Raw genomic sequence first — 19,141 nt, 5'->3', positions numbered from 1 at the left:
CTGAAAATAGCTGTAAAATACTATCTGCTTTTGTGGGGTATAGAATTCACGACTACACAAACTTGTTTGGTGGTGAATACTATTGTTGGAAATAAACCGCAAAGTACGCAAAGTACGCGAAGTAAGAAGAGTAGGAGAGGGTTTTTGTTAGTTTACAGGTAATTTACAGAGTGAAAATATCAAACTAGGTCGTTATATGTAGCTCGACCTAATGCTTGCATTAAAATTGGTTCTAACTCTTTAATTATCTCCATATTTAAGTAGAAAGCATGGTTAGCTTCTGCTACAATTTTATCAGCCATCACATCATCAACAGGCACATTATCCAATGCTTGCCGATACTTATTTTTGAATGCCTGTTTATCGGGAATTTGGGCAAAGTTATAAAACTCAGTTCCTTCATAACCAGACAATTTCAAAGCTGACTGAGCCACTTTTTGTAGCATTTGTCCACCGGAAAGATCACCCATATAACGAGTATAGGCATGACCTAATAATAAAGCAGGTTCATGGGTAGAAAGTTGGTGAATACGCGCCAGGTATTTTTGAGTTGCTGTTGATGGTGTAATGAAATTCCGCCAGAGATTACCATGATAAAATAACATATCTTGTTCTAGAGATGCTTGGCGATTTAGTTCGGGAAAATACATTACACTAATTACAGGATGTTGTTTATGCTTCTCAATTGCTGATTCTAGTTCACTGTAAACAAAATACAGATTACTCAAAAATTTACTAAAGCATTCTCTGTCTACAACTCCTTGAACAAAACATTTCATAAAACCGACATTTTCTGCATCTGTATGAGCTTGTTGAGTACCAGAACGCAGTTTGATGGCTAAATTATTACTCATTGTTGCTTCCTTCATTTTCAAGCGCCAAATTTGCTCAATAGTCATCGACTCGTTTACCAGTTCACAGTCGATGTCAACAGGAAAAAATGACTATTCTGGGTTTATGGGGTGATCCACTAATCTATCCAGCAAATACCACTGCTGCTAAAGATCAGGGTTATTTTTACTCTTACAAAATATTTAACTATCAATCTTCTTATTAATATAAAGATATTTATATTTCTTTAGACTTTTAAATATAACGATATTCAGGATTTGATGATATTTTATATTTTATTGAGTAAAATTACTCTATTTTTTGTATTGACAAATAAATTTACTGGGATTTAAAATAATTACTGAATTTTATGTATATACTTGTAAATAACAGTTAAAATAATAAAAAAGAATACAACTATGAGTACATCTGTCAAAACCATTACAGTCTACGACGAATTTATAGATTTTCTCGCTGCTGGTACTACTCCCGAAAGTCTAATTAATTTCCACCTTTCAGAAACAGCACAAAACCGTTTAGAAGATTTAATTGACAAAGCGAAAAATAATCAACTCACCAAAGAAGAAAAACGGGAGTTAGATATTTTTTTGAATTTAGAACACGTTATTAGATTAGCAAAAGCTAAAGCCCATAAATATATCAACACTGAGGGTAAATAAAATGTCTCGTACTTACATTAATTTAGAAACAAGACGGTTAGTTGTGGAACGTGCTGGAAATATCTGTGAATATTGTCTAATTTCAGAGGAAGATACCTTATCTTGTCAAGTTGACCATATTATTAGTGTTAAACACGGTGGAACAAGCACAGAGGATAATCTTTGTTATGCGTGTGTTTTTTGTAATTTGCAAAAAGGTACAGATTTAGGTTCAATAAATTGGCGAAATGGTGAACTGGTGAGATTTTTTAATCCCCGTCGAGACTTTTGGGGTGATCATTTTCGACTTGAGGAAGCTGTGATTCAACCATTAACAGATATTGGTGAAGTAACAGCACGTATTTTAGATTTTAACAATGATGATCGGATTCAAGAAAGACAGTTTTTAATAGAAGTTGGTAAGTATCCATCACTAGCAGCAAAAGCAAAAACGAATAATTAAATATAGAAAAAATGCTATAAAAATTTTCTGTAATTGCTAAATTATCTCAGATGATTTTGTACAAATTACTTTCAATAATTTAACTGATGACTACTCATTACTATTTATGTTTAGATAATTCTACAAGGATAAAATAGCAAAAGGAGTATCATGGTTAAGTCTTTGGAAACTCCCCCAGTTGAGTTGTTGAAACCAGGTGTCAAAGCACCTGTTCAAGAAACATTATTAACACCCCGATTTTATACCACAGATTTTGATGCTGTGGCGAAAATGGATATTTCCGGTTATGAAGAAGAAATCAGGTCTGTAGTTGATGAACTCAAGGCAGATTATAACCGTCATCATTTTATCAGAGATGATGAATTTAAACAGTCTTGGGATCACATTCAGGGAGAAAAAAGACTTGCCTTTATTGACTTTCTAGAACGGTCTTGTACTTCGGAATTTTCCGGGTTTTTATTGTTTAAAGAATTATCTCGTCGTATCAAAGACAGTAATCCTTTACTCTCTGAAGCATTTGAATATTTAGCACGGGATGAAGCCCGTCATGCGGGTTTTTTAAACAAGTCAATGGCGGATTTTAATTTATCCCTTGACTTGAGTTATCTTACTAAAAACCGGACTTATACTTTCTTCCCTCCAGAATGGGTAATTTATACAGTTTACCTATCGGAGAAAATTGGTTATTGGCGTTATATTTTGGTATATCGCCATATCGAAAAGCATCCAGAATTTCAATTTTATCCTTTATTTAGGAAGTTTGAAAGCTGGTGTCAGGATGAGAATAGACATGGTGACTTTTTCAAGGCTTTGTTACGTTCTCAACCTCATTTATGGAATAATTGGAAAGCACGTTTATGGGTGCGTTTTTTCCTATTAACTGTGTTTGTCACCCATACTATGACAGTTTTTGAACGGGCGAATTTTTATGAAATTTTAGGAATTCATCCCCGTAAATACAATAGTCAAGTGATCACAGAAACCAACAAAACCGCAGCTAGGGCTTTTCCTGTGATTCTCAATACAAATCATCCCTATTTCTTCTGGAATTTGGAACAATGTGCGATCAATAATCAGAAATTGATTGATCTCAAAAACAGTAACAAATCTGTAATTGAGAAGTTCTTCCAAAAAATTCCTTTGGTGATGAATATTGTGTGGTATATGTTGAAGCTTTACCTCGTTAAACCTATCAATACAGAAAAGACTCGCCAAACTGTTTGTTAATTTTTTAAACTTGTGATTTGCGGTTTTTTCTTATTATTAATTTTTAATCTTGCGTAATTCCTCAGATCCTCAACTTCTTAAAGAAGTCGGGGATCTTAATATTATTTAATCTTATGATTCTTTACAGAAATTTAAGTATTATTTGATGCTATAGGTTGTAAAATCTTCATGTCCTAAAAATCACTAAGATAATGAGGATTTTTACACAAGGTGATCGCTGGGTTATTTTATTAGTTTGTTTAATTGCTGTTTTTATTGGTTTTCAAGTATTTGCTAAACCACCTCAACCACACAATGCAGTTATTTTTGTGACTGATGGTTTACGTCCCATGACTGTAAATGCTACGGATACACCCACTTTACAGTCAATTAAAGAACAAGGTGTAAATTTTGTTAACTCTCATTCTCTATTTCCTACTTTTACCACAGCTAATGCTTCTGTGATTGCTACAGGTCATTATTTAGGTGATACAGGAGATTTTAGCAATAATATTAAAGTTAATGTACCAGTTAAAAGCGCGAAAAATACCATAGTTCCATTTTTAGAAAATGACGCAGTTCTCAGAGAAGTTAACCAACAATTTGGTAATAATTTCTTAAATGAAATTAGTCTTTTAGCGATAGCGAAAAAATCAGGTTTTAGCACTGCGGCGGTAGGTAAATTAGGTCCTGTTTTAATTCAAGATATCACTCAAGAAACGGGTAAACCGACAATTATTATTGATGACGCTACTGGTACATCAACAGGAATACCTCTGAGTGAGGAAATTAGCAAATTATTAACCCAAAATTCCCTACCTTTAATTACACCATCACGGGGTGAAAATGGTAAAGCTGGTGATAGTCAAAATCCCGGTGCAAAAGTTGCCAATATTAAACAACAGCAATATTTTGTAGATGCGACAACTAAGGTGATTTTACCTCTATTTCAACAACGAAAAAAACCTTTTGTTTTGGTTTATTGGTCACGTGATCCAGATGGAACACAACACAATCACGGTGATAGTTTAAATCAACTTGTTCCTGGTATCAATGGTTCTACTGTTCAAGCTGCAAAACGCAATGTAGATAATAATTTAGCGCAGATTATCGCTACTTTAAAAAAATTAGATTTGGCAAAAAACACAAATATATTTGTGACTGCGGATCATGGTTTTTCTACCATTAGTAAAGAAAGTAAAACTAGTTATGCAGCAAGTCTCAGTTATGAAAATGTCCCTGCTGGTTTTTTACCTCCTGGTTTTTTAGGAATTGATTTAGCAGATGATTTAGAACTTGCTTTATTTAACCCAGATCAGGAAAATTCAATAGTTGAACCGACACAAGGACAATTTTCTACTAATACTACTAATAGTATTTTAGGTAAAGATTCGCAAAATCCAGAGATAGTTATTGCTGGGAATGGTGGTTCTGATTTAATTTATTTACCTGATTTACCAAACAATGAAAATCAAAAATATTACGCCCAAAAAATTGTTAATTCTCTCCTCAAACAAGATTATGTAAGTGGTTTGTTTGTCAATGATACTTTAGGAAAAATTCCCGGTACATTACCTTTAAGTGCAATCAAATTACAAGGAAAATCACGCACTCCTACACCTTCAATAGTTGTTAATTTCCGTTCTTTTGATACAGGTTGTGGTGTACCCACAGCTTGCGGTGTGGTTGTAGCTGATACTACTTTACAACAAGGTCAGGGAATGCACGGGAGTTTTAGCCGTGCGGACACTTTTAATAACATGACTGCTATCGGACCAGACTTTAAAACGCAATATGTAGATGAAGCACCGGTGAGTAATGCAGATGTGGCTGTAACTCTCGCAAAAGTGTTAAATTTAAAAGTGCCTAGTCAGGGTAAGCTGGTGGGAAGGGTGTTAAATGAAGCTTTACGTGGTGGTGTGAATCAGGTAAATTTTCAATCTCATGTTTTAGAATCTGCACCAGCAGAAAATGGATTAAGGACGGTGTTAAAATATCAGACTATGGGTGATACTTGTTACTTTGATGTTGCGGGTTTTCTGGGTAGGACTTTGGGTTTGTAGTTATCAGAATCAGGATTTAAGGATGAACAGGATGAGGCTATAATTGATTTTAGGAACATTGCTAAAATCTAACCTATATATTCAATTATGTTTATTCTTGAATCAGCAAAAAGTTGGTTATAACATTAATATAGATAGATATGAAATGAGATACCAGATTTCTCGTCACGCACAAACAGAAATGGAACGCCGAAAAATTTCTGTTTCTTTAGTTGAATCGGTTTTAGAAAATCCTCAACAAATTCTCCTTGAAAGAGAAGGACGCAAAGTATATCAATCAAAAATTGATTTTGGTACTGGTAAACTTTTCTTACTGCGTGTTATTGTGGCAGATGATGTTGATCCTACAGTTGTAATTACTGTTTATCGCACTAGCAAAATTGAAAAATACTGGAGAGAATTATGAAAATCACATACAATGCAGAAGTTGATGTTTTAAGAATTATATTCATTGATGTGCAAGTTGAAGAAAGTGATGAAGAAAAACCAGGAGTTATTTTAGATTATGACGAATTTGGAAATATTATTGGCATTGAAATATTAGATGCTTCCAAACGTATTGATAACCCTTGTTCAGTAGAGTATTCTGTGAGTAATTCTTAGGTTGATTCTTTAATCCCGTAAATCCTATTCAGCTTAACTTAGTAACATTAGTTACTTCACTTACTACTCAAAGCATCACCATCTATACATTACTGACTGGATCGGGATAAAATTAAGAAGTATTCTAAAAATCCGGCATTTACCTTCACGGAGATTGTGGCCTGATGTTGCTGTGTCTCAGAATTGAAAATTTTGCCCTCATTGACCAGTTAGAATTAGAATTTGGTGCTGGTTTGAATGTTTTAACCGGTGAAACCGGCGCGGGAAAGTCAATCATTTTAGATGCGATTGATGCGATTTTAGGTGGTAAAATTTCTAGTCGTGTGATTCGCACTGGAACAAGTCGCGCTTTAGTAGAAGGGACTTTTAGTATTAATGCAATTTTATCGGCTTGGTTAAGTGAACAAGAAATTGATTTAATTGATGATAATTCAATAATTATTAGTCGAGAAATTACCGCAAATAACAATAATATCCGCAGTCGATCACGGGTAAATGGGGTGTTGGTAAATCGGCAAATGATGGGAAATTTGCGCGATCGCCTAGTAGAAATTACTGCCCAAGGTCAAACTGTACAAGTGGGACAATCTGCACAAGTGCGAGATTGGTTAGATTTATATGGTGGTGATGATTTAATTCAAAAACGTCAACAGGTTTCTGTTGCTTATAGTGCCTATCAACAAGCATACCAAACTTTAGAAAAACGCCGCACTTCGGAAAGAGAACGCTTACAACAACTCGATTTACTCACCTATCAAGTTCAGGAATTAAGTGCAGCAAATCTTGATGATCCGCAGGAAATGGAACTATTAACCCAGGAAAGAGAGAGGTTAAATCATGTTGTTGATTTGCAACAAATGAGTTATAAAATTTATCAATCTTTATATCAAAATGATGCCGAATCTCCCACTGCTGCTGATTTATTAGGTGATAGTGAAACTATATTAAATCATATTGTTGAATTTGATTCCCAACTGCAACCGATTTTAGAATTAGTGCGGGATGCAGTCGCTACTGTGATGGAAGTGGGTAGACAAATTAGCATTTATGGCGAAAGTTTAGAAGCTGATCCGCAAAGATTAGAAGAAGTAGAAGAACGCATCCGAGAATTAAAACAAATTTGTCGAAAATATGGACCAACTCTCACAGAAGCTATTGAATATTATCAACGCATTCAAATAGAATTAGCTGAACTTAATAACCAAGAACAATCTATAGAAAGTTTAGAACAACAAGAACAAGTTGGTTTACAATATCTTAACCAAATCAGTCAACAATTAACCCAACTACGTCGGCAAACTGCGGCTAATTTAGCATCTCATTTATTAGCTGAACTCAAACCTTTAGCAATGGAAAAGGTCAAATTTCAAGTGGAAATTACACCGACTTCTCCCACTGCTATGGGTGCAGATAAAATCACTTTTATGTTTAGTCCTAACCCCGGTGAACCTATTCAACCGTTAACAGAAATTGCTTCTGGTGGGGAAATGAGCCGATTTTTACTAGCTTTAAAAGCTTGTTTTAATCAACAAGATGGGGCGGAAACAATGATATTTGATGAAATTGATGTGGGTGTATCTGGTAGAGTTGCCCAAGCTATTGCGGAAAAATTACATCAATTAAGTCAAAATCAACAAGTTTTATGTGTGACTCATCAACCTTTAGTTGCGGCAATGGCAGATCGTCATTTTCGAGTTGATAAACAAGTAATTAATAAAAATGGTAACACTGAACAAAGAACCGTCGTGAGAGTTACCAGTTTGGATAATTTAAAAACCCGTCGGGATGAATTAGCACAGTTAGCGGGTGGAAAATCTGCAAATCAGGCGATCGCTTTTGCTGAATCTTTGTTATTGCAAGCTGCAAACCACCGTCAAAATAATGGTGAAGGATAAGAAAATGTTTTAAAAGTCTTTCATGGTGTATCAAATACTCTCATATCCCCCTAAATCCCCCTTTTAAAGGGGGACTTTGATGGATTTATCTCCCCTTATTAAGTGGGAATTTGATTTATTTGCCCCCCTTATTAAGGGGGGAAGGGGGGATCTTCGAGTTATTAACAGTTTAAAACTTGCAAAAGTTCCCCAATTTCATCTACAGTATTATAGTGTGCTAATCCAATTCTTAATAACCCTCCTGATGTTTCTACATCTAACTTTTCTGTCAGTTCAATAGCATAGAAATTTCCATGCCAAGTAAATATTCCCTGTTCTCCTAAAAACTTCGCTATTTCTGCCGATGTTTTACTTTCAATTGTGATGGAAACTGTGGGAGTTCTCCAGTTAAATTTTTCCGGTTCTGTAATTCCATAAACCTTAATTCCAGGAATTTCTAACAACCCATCAATCAATTTTTTACTTAATTCTCTTTCATATTGTTGAATCGCTGTCATTGCCGCTAACAAAGCTGCACGACGACTATGATAAGCTGATGCTAATTCATGGTTTTCTGGTGTTTCTGAAGTTAAAAACCGGGGACAATGAAAAGTAGTTAAACCTTCTCTATCTGCTGCTATTAAAGATTCCAGTAATTCATTATCTAAAGTTGGGGAAACGTGACAACCTAATTTAGCTAAGTAATTAATTGTTGCTACTAACCCCGCTAAACCTTCATGATTTAATGTTCCTGTTTCCCATCTCGATGGAACTTCATTAGATGCAGGTCTAACTTTATAGGGAGAAAATCGGGTTAAATGTTCTTTTTTGGCGTATAAAATACCAAGGTGGGGCGCAAAGAATTTATAAGCTGAACACGCGAGAAAATCACAATCTAAATGATGGACGTTTATCGGTGCATGGGGCGCATAATGCACAGCATCAACAAAAACTAAAGCCCCAAAACTATGGGCTAATTTGACTATTTTTGCAATATCATTAATTGTTCCCACAGCATTAGAAGCATAGGTGACGGCAACTAATTTTGTTTTTTCATTAATTTTGGTTTCTAAATCATTTAAATCTAGGGTACAATCTGAAATATTGATATCAACAAATTGAACATTTACACCTTTTTCTTCTAAAGCAACCCAGGGAGAAATATTAGCAGCGTGATCTAATTTTGTGACAATAATTTCATCACCTGGTTGTAATTCTCTAGCGATCGCACGACTGACACTAAAAGCGAGAGAAGTCATATTTGCACCAAATACAACTTCATCATGATCGCATCCTAAAAAATCGGCGATCGCTGCTCTGGCAGAATTAATTACCGCATCAGTTCGCGCACTGGTGGTAAAATAACCATGAGCGTTAGCATTAGACCTAACTAAATAATCATTGATATTATCCAAAACTGCACCCGGAACTTGAGTTCCCCCAGGTCCATCAAAAAATATCGCCGGTTTTCCGTTAATGGTTTGGTTTAATGCGGGAAATTGCGATCTAATCCATTTTATATCTAGAGATTCCATAAATTAATTTCCTCATGGAGAGAAAACAGATTTTTTAATGCAGATGAACGCAGATAAACGCAGATAATTTTCATTGATTTGTATTTGTAATACCAGATCCCCGACTTCTTTTTTGTATTCTGTATAAAATTATCAATTGCTCTCAGAAGTCGGGGATCTAAATTCTCAAAGCAACGTTTTTCAAAATATTCATTGGACCGATATCTTTAACTAGCTGCATTTGTTCAGTATTTCTCACCAACAAAGCACCGGCAAACCCTAGAGAATTAATAGAAATTGACTCAAATTCCTCCTGCAAACGTGGTATAATTAACATCCATTCTCGCGTTGCTAAAAAATTATATGCTCCCGATTGTTGATTATTATCAACTGCCTGAATGCCTACCATCTCTAGTAAAGCATAATATTTTGCTAACGTCACCCCTGCTGTTTCATTAGGTGCAAAAGTTGTAAAAGCGTGTAAAAAAGGCAGTCCGGGTATAGTTGTGATACCTTCTGTAAATTTAACTGTTTCTATTAATGCTGCAATGGGTATTTCTTTTCCCGAAATTGGTACTATTTGTAAATGTCTATGTTGCTGACTTGCACCAGCAATTTTACCACCATTATAAAATACTAACCCATCAAAGTCAACCAAACAAGCCGACATTGCCGTAAAATCTTCGAGAGTTAATAAACTTTCCTGTTCCTCAAAAGCACGGGTAATAATTAATAGGTGATAATCAACAACATTGAACTTATTTAAAATACAAACATGAGTTTCGGAAATGTCAGTTACAAATAAATCTTGTTCATAAGGTAAAAAAGGATTAAATTCTTTACCTGTCTTGGCAGTTTGTTTTTCTTGTTGTTCTTTTGCGGCTTTTTTACGGTTGAGATTTGCTAAAATTCTCACTAAAAATTTAACCCCATCTTGTTCCACAAATTCAAATTCTGTGGGAATAGATTTTAAAGCTTCACATTCTAAAGCGTGTGCTGTAGTTTGTTTTACCCTCTTCCATAAAGTCCCTGGTTCGAGTAATATTTTCCCCTGTGTCATCTGTTTTTATGATAAAGGTGCGAAAATATTATATACTAATTCTCAATCAATTGTAAATAACAAAATACCCTGAAAATATTGATTTTACTCCCTTTCCCCCAAAAGATTACTAATTATCTTCCTTCTCTTCCTTCTCTTCCTTTGTGTACTTTGCGTACTTTGCGGTTAATTCATAAAAAAATTGGCAACTAGATCGGAAAAGGATTAGTTATTTGTCACCATTGAAATGATCTTTGGGGCAACTCAACAAAGATGAAAATGCCCCATTTTAATTAAATAATTAAGTACGCACAGTTTCCGGCCAAAGTTCTCGCAAAGCTGGGGGCATCATGTGAATAACATCTTCAATTTCTCCTGGGGAAACTCTTTGAGCCATAACCTTAAAAACTGCACGCACCAAAGTTTCTGGATCAATATCAGCATTAACATTGCGGAAATAATCCCGAATATGCTGTAAAAATTCCTCCTTTGTTCTATCTTTAGTTTGTTTTGCACCTGGTCGCCAATTTTCGTAATAAAATCCACCTAGAAGAATGGGTAATTGCGCTCCCAAATGGGCAGCTTCTTCCACAGTCAAGCGATCGCGCAATGCGTGTAATGTAGCTCGCAAACCTTGAAAAACTTGGTGTTTATTTTCCCAACCTAACTCTTTTCCTAACTCATTAATCCAAGGAATTGTTTTCTGTACAGTAGCATCAAAAGTATCTAATCCTGTCATTGTCATAATTATTTCTCCTATTTCAGAGGATGAGTGTATGACGTTTTTTAAGCAGACTACTTAATGACTTCAAATTATAAAAACCTGAATATTTTCTAACTTCTAGCTAATGGAGCATAATTTTTTATATACTCCTCTATCTGCTAGGAGATTAGGAAAGATGAAAAAATTTTGTTACCAACAGATAAACCAAACTCTTACCTGCCTCCACGAGAAGACTTTCAATAGCATTCCCTAATTATTATTAGCAGGTGCATTTGCATTTTTTTCTTTTGAATTTGTTTCTTGTGTTGGTACAACCACAGCAGAAGAATCTTTACTCTCAGATTGCTTAGGTGGTGTTGTGGGTACAACCACAGAATTTTTCGGTTGTGGCGGTGCTGTTGGTATAACTACAGGTGCTTCTGGTTTTTCCGGTTGGGCAGAGTCGTTATTTTCAATAGCAGGGGGTGAGATATTTTCTTTTTCTTTTTCTGGAGATGGAGTAGGTTGAGGAGATGATTGAGCTTCCCGTAGCTTCTCCACTAATGAAGGTGTGGGAGTAACCACAGGTGCAGATGTAGTTTGTGGATTTGTGCTGGGTGTAAGTTCTGAAGAATTTTCTTGTTCAGGCGCAGTTTCTGGAGAAACACTCTCGTTAGTGGGAGTTGGTTCTGGGGAAAAATTACGTTTGCGCTTGCGTCGTTCTGAAGTAGAAAATGATGCCGACTCACTAGAAGATTGAGTTTGATTATCTTGATTTTCCGGTGAAGGTGTAGTTTCAACTACAGGTTGTGGTGTAGTAGGTTCTGGAAGAGGTTGTTCAAAAAGTGGCTTGGGGGCTTGTGATTGAGATTTCGGTAACATTCTTATCACAGTAAACCCTGCTGTCATAGCTACCAAAGCTACACCCACGCTCATAAATGCCTTAAATGTAACAATTTTGTTTGGTAATACTGTAACTTTACTTACTGGTGATGATATAGGAGCAGGAATAGGTGCTGGTTGTTTTTGCCGATTTTCTGCTTCTAGTGCTGATACATTAATCGTTGGTGCGGGTTGAGTAAGTAATTGCGGTGTCATCTCCAAACCGCTTCCAGGTAATAATTGTAACCATTCTGCTACCGTCGCCGGACGAAACCGAGACTCCACAGCCATACCGCGCATAACTGCTTGATTAATAGCTGCACTCAGGTAGGGTTGCAGTTCACGGGGAGAAGGCATTGGTTGTCTATCTCGTAATAATGCCGGTATGGGAACTTGTCCGGTTAACAGTGCATACAAAGTAGCAGCTAAACCATAAACATCGGTAGCTGGGGTGCGTGTTGCTTGGCTTAAATACTGTTCAATAGGTGCATAGCCTTCACTCACTAAACCAGTGTGAGTTTGTTTAACACCGCTGTTAAATTCTCTAGCTATGCCAAAATCAATCAGTATAACTTCCTGAGTGCCTTGGCGGAGAATAATATTATCAGGTTTAATATCTCGGTGCAGCAAACTGTTATTATGTACCACCTGCAATGCTGCCCCAATTTGGCGAATATAATGAATTGCGGTTGCTTCTGATAAAGGTATTCCTGGTGACACAAAGGCTTGTCCTAAAGTTTCCCCTGGAATATATTCCATCACCATGTAAGGTAAACCATTTTCCTCAAAAAAGTCACTAACTCGGACAATGTTAGGATGGACGCAAGTGGCTAATCTTCTTGCTTCATCTTGAAATTGACGCTCGAATTTAGGAAAATCAGGATGTTGCCTGAGCCGTTCATTGATAGTTTTCATCACTACTTCTTGACCTAAGTAACGATGCGTAGCTTTGAAAGTAATACCAAATCCACCTCTCCCTATTTCTTGGATAATGGTATATTTTCCACTCTGCAAAATTGTACCTGTTAACATCGGGATTCTTGAGTCTTAATTGAGCAGTTGACACTTCCATTAAAGCTTGTGTCTTTATCAGTCTAAAACTTTTTCTGGGGTTCGAGTTGAGAAGTTGTTTCTGGATAGTAGAGAGGGTTAGTAGCTAGTTACTGTTTTCTTAACCAATAATAACAAATACTCACATTTGCTGAAAATTTCCTGTTATCTTTTGGCTTTGTGACAGAATTACAGTAAAATCACTGTATGCTACTAGGATTCAAAACCCAACTCAAAGTTAACAAGCAACAACGACTACTACTGGCGCAACACGCAGGAGTAGCCAGACACGCTTGGAATCAAGGTTTAGCACTTTGTCAACAGGTATTATTACATAATAAACTTAATCCTGAAGAAAAAATCAAATTTCCCACTGACAAGGAAGCTCAAGATGTACCTCAGATGTACCTCGTGCTTTATCTAAATACAACAGGAGTCAGGAGTCAGGAGTAAAACTCTCTTTCTGTATAGGTTTCAATTTAGATTCTATAACTGATTGATCTTGATTGATCTGAAATCTGCTGTATCTAGATAAATATACCTGCGTAGATATACAGTTTTAGGACTTACGCAAGATGTGACTGAAAACCTTATTCTTGCGTAGGGGTAATTCATGAATTACCCCTACTTTCGTTCCCTTTTGCGTAAGTCCTGAGTTTTTGTTGTTAGTTTTTGTTGTTAGTTAATATCTCCATAAAAATCATCTAAAACAATTCCCCCTGTTCTCCTATATCTTGATTTTCGCGTTGTGCTTTTTTAAATGTCAATTCTCCCTGCTTCATATCAAAAAATTCTGGGCGTTTTTCTCCTGTTAATAATTCCTCAATCGTTAAAATCTGAATTTTAGCGTAATTTCTACCATTTCCAGCTTTATAAAAACCGGAAGATGCAGCTTCTTTAATCATTGGTTGGGTGGGAGGTGTGAGGGTAACAAATAATCCAATTTCTGCTTTATTTGTTTCCATAGTACCGCGCAAATCTCTAATCATAGATGCGTTAATATTTTTCCCACCTTTCACACTCACAATGATTTTTTTAACTGCTGTTTTATTTAATTTTTTAATATCTATAACATCTTCAAAAAAGATTAAACCATCTATTCCCCCATCTGCACCTTTCTTTTTATCTTTATAAGGTTGTGCATTCACCAAAGAACACGCCCACCATTGAAATTGATAAGCGTCTCTGTTAAATAAATCTATGGCTGCGGCTAAATCTTGTGGTGTACCTTCTACTTCAAATTCTATCCCTGGTACTAACTTTTGATTTTTATTTTCATCTTCAACAAATTTACTCGGAAAAGCATCTTTTAAACGTTTTTCTATTAAAGAAATTGCTAAATGGGTAATATCAATACCAATCCAATTTCTGCCTAAATTTTCTGCTGCATGGATAGCTGTACCACATCCACAGAATGGATCAAGAATGATATCATTTTCATTACTACTAATTTGAATGATTCTTTCTAATAATGTTAAAGGTTTTTGGGTAGGATATCCTAAAGCTTCCTTAGCTTGAGAATTAATAGGTGGTATATCATCCCAAATATCAGGGATAACTTTACCTTGAACCTCATCTAAATAACGTTTATAACGTGGTGTTTTTCCTGTTGGTGGTATGGCAATTTTACCTTGACTTAGCCACTCTTGAGCGCGAGATTCTGGCATTCTCCAACCATTCTCAGGAGGATCACAATCTAACAGTTTATAGAAATAACCTTTGCTAGTTTTTGTATTTGATAAATCACCAAATTGAAATCTTCTCCCGTCGCTATCAATATTACAATAATATTGTTTGATATATTCATCTGAATAACTCAACCGTTGAGGATTCCAAGTAAATTTGTTAGATTTGACATAGTAGAAAATAATATCTGTAATTCTCGCATACTTTTTAGCATCACTATGACTGCTAGTACGTTTCCAAGTAATTTGATTCCGATAATTTCTGGCATCAAATATTAAATCTAAAATCATTTTTAAATAATGACTAGCGGTAGTATCACAATGTAAATATAAACTACCTGTAGATTTAAGAACCCGATGTAATTCTATTAATCTAATTGCCATCATTACCAAATAAGCTGATAATGAATTTTTACCTAATGTTCTTACTAATAAATATAAAAATTGATATAATTCACCTTTTTTATCTTGAATTTCATCTAAAAATCTTTCTGATTCTATTCCCCAACTCCAGGTATCTTCAAAAGCGGTAATTTGTGCATCTGATTTTTCACCAGTAGCATTTTTAAAGATAATATTATAGTTAGCTTTAGAATTAAAAGGCGGATCAAGGTAAATTAAATCAATAGATTCATCAGGAATATTTTCTCTGAGAACTTGGAGATTATCACCGTAGTAAAGACGTTTCATGTATGGGAAGATTTGGTAAATTATAAAAAGTCAATGGTTGATATAATAACATATAACTAAGCTAACCTGAAAAACATCAAAGTAAAGTTAGAAAAAAATTAAGCTACCTGTTCCGCTAAAACTCGACCTTCCACACGCTCATATTCATCCTCAAGCAGCCAAATTTTCGCTTCTTCATAACTGGAACAAGCAAAAACTATCTTGTAATTTTCTGTGGGATCTAAAATGCAAAAATTATTTTTATCGTCACCAAGCAACATTAAAATATAAGGTGGTACAGAAGTGGGATCAACCCATATTTCTGTAAACTGCCAGTTATTTGCTAGGTCGGGTGCGGGGAATGACATGATATCTATCTCCAGTGACTTTTATTTCCTTTGCAGTATTTACCCAAAACGCCAGGCAAACGTTAAAAAACATTTCACTATATTTTCAAAATACAACACTATAAGGATAATTAACTAAGCATGGTTATGTTTTGCAATATAAAGTAATATACAATTTTATTGTTATACATAACGCTGCTGAAGTTTTTACAAGTAGGAAAAAATTATGATACCAATTCAAGTTACCTTTGCATTAGCAAGTTGGGTTGCTAAAGGCTTACAAGATGGAACTTTTGAACGGGTTGGGGGTGTAATTCGTGATGTAGCAAGTAAGAAAATTGTAACTTGGTTGCGAGACAGTAATTCAGTTGATAATGCAGCAATTTCAGCTAAAGGCTTTTCTGATCTAAATCAGCGTTTAGATGGTATTGAAAATCATATCGGTTCAATTGGGCAAAATTTACAATTTTCTCAAAGTATTTTGCAAGTATCTACTGCTGCTAGTATTCTCAATCTTGGTGTTTCTGTGATGGGTTTTGCGGTTATATCCCAGCGTCTAAATGAGATAGAAAACCAACTAAAACAAGCGGAGGAATTGCTAAATAAAATCAATCGCAAAATTGACATGAGTTTTTATGCTAACTTCCGTGCTGCAATCGAATTAGCGATTAATGCCTTTACAATGACTAAAAATGAAAACCGGAGAAGTAGCGCATTACAAGCTATTAATCGTTTTTTAGAAGCAGAACATATTTATAAAGATTACACCATTAATGAACTTTCCCAAAAAAGCCAAATCATTGATAAATATATCCTAACATTATCTTTAGCTTATATTGCTGAAGCTCGTTGTTATTTAGAACTAGAAGAACATGAAACAGCAATTCGTCGTTTTCAAGAAGGAGCAAAAGTTATCAGGTTACTGATTAATCAGTATGTTGAAATTATGCTTACTTCTAATCCAGCAGCATATTTACACCCTCAATTTAAAGGACAAATTGATTTATGTAGATTAACCAAAATTTACCGATGGATTAACGCTAATTTAGATGAAAATGCTGTATTTGATATGTTGCGTGAGAATATATTTAAGTTAGCACAAAATAATAATGAATGGTTGTCTTCCTTACCATCATCTATTGTAGATCGTAATGAGATCCGTTGGGGTTTATTTGGAGGAAATCCTACACCATTAACAGGTAGATTTGAAAAAGAAGTTTTTACAAGACTTCCCCAAGTATTTGCAGTGATGGAATCAATGATTGAAACTAACAACAGATTTGAATCTTACCAAACAGAAATACAAGCAATATCTAAACTAGGAATTAGTTTTCATGAATGGTTGCAATTGAAACCATCTACAGAACAAAAACCAGAAGGTGCAGAATTAATGTTTATTATTCCTTCTCAACCTTTAGAATTACCTGTTTAAAACTGTATTTCCTCAACACTTTGACGAATAGCATCTTCCATATCTTCCAGGGTTGCAGGTTCACCATCATATTTTAAACAACCTGCAACATCCTCCAACTTAGTTACTGGAAAAGGCTTTCATGATTAAGAATGATACCTGCTTATACTATTTGATGATACATTAAATGATGATATTTTTACGGATTTTAAATTTGCAAAATATTATGTATAATATTAAAATTCCGATTCAAGTGATGTGCAAGTAGTAATAATTAAATACAAATAGACGCAGATGATTTTGTAATTCACCAGATTGGGAAACGCTATATATTGCGAATTTATATATTAAAAAATACAAACATATTATTAATTCTCAAATTTTACTTATGGAAAAATTAACAATTAAAAACTTTCTCAACATAAATGAAGCTGAATTTAATTTATCCAAGATTAATATTATTATTGGACAAGAAGCCAGTGGTAAAAGCGTAATTGCCAAATTGGTTTATTTTTTTAAAACCTTCTTAATTGAATATAGAAATTCGATTTTAAAAAACCACAAAAAAAGTGAATTTGATAAAAGCATTATTAAGAATTTTAAAGAAATATTTCCTGAATATTCTTGGAATTTTCAACAATTTGATATCACATATCACATAAATTACGAGTTTCAAAATTATTATATTCGCTTGTATACCAAGCAATCCACCAAAAACAAATATACTCTAATTTTAGAATATTCAGAACATCTAATTAATATTCGTAGAAAATTACTTTCTGAATATACAAAAACAATTATTGATGATAGAGATAAAACTCAAAATAATTCCTCCAGTATTAGCAAATTAAATATAGGAGAATTTATAGATGAGATATTTTCAAAATACATTCTATCAGGAAAAAATATCAGCAATCTTGATCTACTAACTTTTATTCCCGCAGGTAGATCATTTTTTGCCGTTTTACAAAGTAATGTGTTTTCTTTTTTATCAGAAAATATTACCATTGACTATTTTCTTAAAGAATTTGGTTCAGCCTATGAAAGAGCTAAAAACTTGTATCAAGCCAGAAAAGATATCAATTTATTAGAATATAAAGATGATATTGATGAATTAGTAAACAAAATAATTGTTGGAAAATATATTCGTGAAAAAGGAGAAGACTGGATATACACTGACGATGACAGGAAAATAAACTTGTCTCATTCTTCATCTGGACAACAAGAGGCTTTACCTATGGCACTTATATTAGCAATTTTACCTTTTTTCACTTCATCTCATCGCATCTTTATCATTGAAGAACCTGAAGCACATTTATTTCCTACATCACAAAAACATATTGTTAGTTTAATTAGTCAAGTTTTCAATACAACTGAAAGAAAACATAAATTTATTATTACTACTCACAGTCCTTACATATTAACAGCTTTTAATAACCTCATTCAAGCAGGAAATACCTTTAAAGCATTAAAAGAAAAACCTGAACAAAATGATTTACTCAGAGAATTATTTAAAATAGTTCCCGAAAATCAAATGTTAGATATTAATGATATTGCTGCTTACACTATTAAAAATGGCATGATTGAAAGTTTAATTAATGAAGAAAATCACTTAATTGATACAAATATTATTGATGATGTATCCAACGAATTTAGTAGAGTTTTTGAAAAATTAATAGACCTGGAATTTGGAGAATAAAATTTGTGGATTTAGATAAATGTTCTGAAAAGATTACCCATAAAAATATTTTAATAGAAGAAAAGAAAAGTAGTAAAATAATTTTTAGCAATGAAAACTTAATAGAAGTTGAGAAAATTCAAGTAGATGGCTGTTTAGATATTCAAGGTGTTAAATGTGATTGGTTATTAGTTATCAATGAACCTTATCTGGAAATATACATAGAGTTAAAAGGTTCTGATGTAGAACACGCATTTACACAAATTGAAAATACAATTAAACTTATATCCCAAGATTATAAAAATGTGCGTAAATATTGCTATATAACCCACATTCCGTTTTGTGCCAGTGTTTCTGGTAGTTGGAGGGTGATAATTTCAGACATTTTGAAAAAGTGAAACTTTGACAATTTATTATAACCGTAAAATGTTAATATAAGAGTAACCTAGTTTAACCTAAATTAA

At 34.2% G+C, this 19,141-nt stretch carries 18 protein-coding genes; 11 read left to right on the top strand and 7 right to left on the bottom strand.

Annotated features, from left to right (window positions below):
- Positions 1-179: 179 nt before the first annotated feature.
- Positions 180-854, bottom strand: a complete 675-nt coding sequence (locus H6F45_RS10660; RefSeq protein WP_096572889.1) for a heme oxygenase (biliverdin-producing) — start codon at positions 852-854, stop codon at positions 180-182.
- A gap of 396 nt (positions 855-1,250) precedes the next feature.
- Between H6F45_RS10660 and H6F45_RS10655 the strand changes: the two genes are divergently transcribed.
- The 7 genes from H6F45_RS10655 to recN all read left to right on the top strand — a co-directional run bounded on the left by H6F45_RS10655 (position 1,251) and on the right by recN (position 7,720).
- Positions 1,251-1,511: a hypothetical protein gene (locus tag H6F45_RS10655; protein WP_096572343.1), complete on the top strand. Its 261-nt coding sequence runs from the start codon at positions 1,251-1,253 to the stop codon at positions 1,509-1,511.
- 1 nt (position 1,512) lies between these two features.
- A complete protein-coding gene (locus H6F45_RS10650; RefSeq protein WP_137668168.1) occupies positions 1,513-1,953 on the top strand; it encodes an HNH endonuclease signature motif containing protein in 441 nt (146 codons plus the stop codon).
- A 150-nt stretch (positions 1,954-2,103) separates the two neighbouring features.
- On the top strand, positions 2,104-3,180 hold the full coding sequence (acsF, locus tag H6F45_RS10645) for a magnesium-protoporphyrin IX monomethyl ester (oxidative) cyclase (RefSeq protein WP_137668169.1): 1,077 nt from the start codon (positions 2,104-2,106) through the stop codon (positions 3,178-3,180).
- A gap of 191 nt (positions 3,181-3,371) precedes the next feature.
- Positions 3,372-5,222, top strand: a complete 1,851-nt coding sequence (locus H6F45_RS10640; protein WP_190347152.1) for an alkaline phosphatase family protein — start codon at positions 3,372-3,374, stop codon at positions 5,220-5,222.
- Between the two features lie 145 nt (positions 5,223-5,367).
- On the top strand, positions 5,368-5,628 hold the full coding sequence (locus tag H6F45_RS10635) for a DUF4258 domain-containing protein (protein ID WP_096572888.1): 261 nt from the start codon (positions 5,368-5,370) through the stop codon (positions 5,626-5,628).
- Positions 5,625-5,825: a DUF2283 domain-containing protein gene (locus H6F45_RS10630; RefSeq protein WP_096572339.1), complete on the top strand. Its 201-nt coding sequence runs from the start codon at positions 5,625-5,627 to the stop codon at positions 5,823-5,825. Before H6F45_RS10635 ends, H6F45_RS10630 begins: the two co-directional genes overlap by 4 nt.
- Before the next feature lie 164 nt (positions 5,826-5,989).
- Positions 5,990-7,720 carry a DNA repair protein RecN gene (recN, locus tag H6F45_RS10625; protein WP_137668171.1) on the top strand — a complete coding sequence of 577 codons (1,731 nt, stop codon included), beginning with the start codon at positions 5,990-5,992 and terminating at the stop codon, positions 7,718-7,720.
- A 161-nt stretch (positions 7,721-7,881) separates the two neighbouring features.
- Here the strand turns inward: recN and H6F45_RS10620 are convergent, their stop codons facing one another.
- From H6F45_RS10620 to H6F45_RS10605, 4 genes are all read right to left on the bottom strand, one after another.
- Positions 7,882-9,234 carry a cysteine desulfurase-like protein gene (locus H6F45_RS10620; RefSeq protein WP_190347151.1) on the bottom strand — a complete coding sequence of 451 codons (1,353 nt, stop codon included), beginning with the start codon at positions 9,232-9,234 and terminating at the stop codon, positions 7,882-7,884.
- Between the two features lie 157 nt (positions 9,235-9,391).
- Positions 9,392-10,273, bottom strand: coding sequence for a DUF4922 domain-containing protein (locus tag H6F45_RS10615; RefSeq protein ID WP_137668173.1), 882 nt, complete (start codon positions 10,271-10,273; stop codon positions 9,392-9,394).
- A gap of 280 nt (positions 10,274-10,553) precedes the next feature.
- Positions 10,554-10,997, bottom strand: coding sequence for a DUF2267 domain-containing protein (locus H6F45_RS10610; RefSeq protein WP_190347150.1), 444 nt, complete (start codon positions 10,995-10,997; stop codon positions 10,554-10,556).
- A 228-nt stretch (positions 10,998-11,225) separates the two neighbouring features.
- Entirely contained in the window at positions 11,226-12,869 is a 1,644-nt protein-coding gene (locus tag H6F45_RS10605; RefSeq protein WP_190347149.1) for a serine/threonine-protein kinase, read from the bottom strand.
- A gap of 225 nt (positions 12,870-13,094) precedes the next feature.
- Here H6F45_RS10605 and H6F45_RS10600 point away from each other — a divergent pair, with 225 nt between their 5' ends.
- The gene (locus tag H6F45_RS10600; protein WP_242052590.1) at positions 13,095-13,340 is read left to right on the top strand and encodes a helix-turn-helix domain-containing protein; all 246 of its coding nucleotides are present in this window, start codon (positions 13,095-13,097) and stop codon (positions 13,338-13,340) included.
- Positions 13,341-13,591: 251 nt separating this feature from the next.
- On the opposite strand, the gene H6F45_RS10595 is transcribed toward H6F45_RS10600, so the two are convergent.
- Together H6F45_RS10595 and H6F45_RS10590 are read right to left on the bottom strand one after the other, a co-directional pair.
- Positions 13,592-15,262, bottom strand: a complete 1,671-nt coding sequence (locus tag H6F45_RS10595; protein WP_190347148.1) for a DNA methyltransferase — start codon at positions 15,260-15,262, stop codon at positions 13,592-13,594.
- A 98-nt stretch (positions 15,263-15,360) separates the two neighbouring features.
- Positions 15,361-15,609, bottom strand: coding sequence for a hypothetical protein (locus H6F45_RS10590; RefSeq protein ID WP_137668527.1), 249 nt, complete (start codon positions 15,607-15,609; stop codon positions 15,361-15,363).
- 205 nt (positions 15,610-15,814) lie between these two features.
- On the opposite strand from H6F45_RS10590, the gene H6F45_RS10585 reads away from it, so the two are divergent.
- From H6F45_RS10585 to H6F45_RS10570, 3 genes are all read left to right on the top strand, one after another.
- A complete protein-coding gene (locus H6F45_RS10585) occupies positions 15,815-17,020 on the top strand; it encodes a hypothetical protein (protein WP_199301794.1) in 1,206 nt (401 codons plus the stop codon).
- Between the two features lie 367 nt (positions 17,021-17,387).
- A complete protein-coding gene (locus H6F45_RS10575) occupies positions 17,388-18,698 on the top strand; it encodes an ATP-binding protein (RefSeq protein WP_190347147.1) in 1,311 nt (436 codons plus the stop codon).
- Positions 18,699-18,703: 5 nt separating this feature from the next.
- Positions 18,704-19,075 carry a hypothetical protein gene (locus H6F45_RS10570; protein ID WP_137668530.1) on the top strand — a complete coding sequence of 124 codons (372 nt, stop codon included), beginning with the start codon at positions 18,704-18,706 and terminating at the stop codon, positions 19,073-19,075.
- The last annotated feature ends 66 nt before the right edge of the window (positions 19,076-19,141 follow it).

The organism is Sphaerospermopsis sp. FACHB-1194, from assembly GCF_014696235.1.
Lineage (GTDB): Bacteria > Cyanobacteriota > Cyanobacteriia > Cyanobacteriales > Nostocaceae > Sphaerospermopsis > Sphaerospermopsis kisseleviana.
The sequence above is the reverse complement of the archived record's forward strand: the minus strand, read 5'-3'. Positions and strand labels throughout refer to the sequence as shown.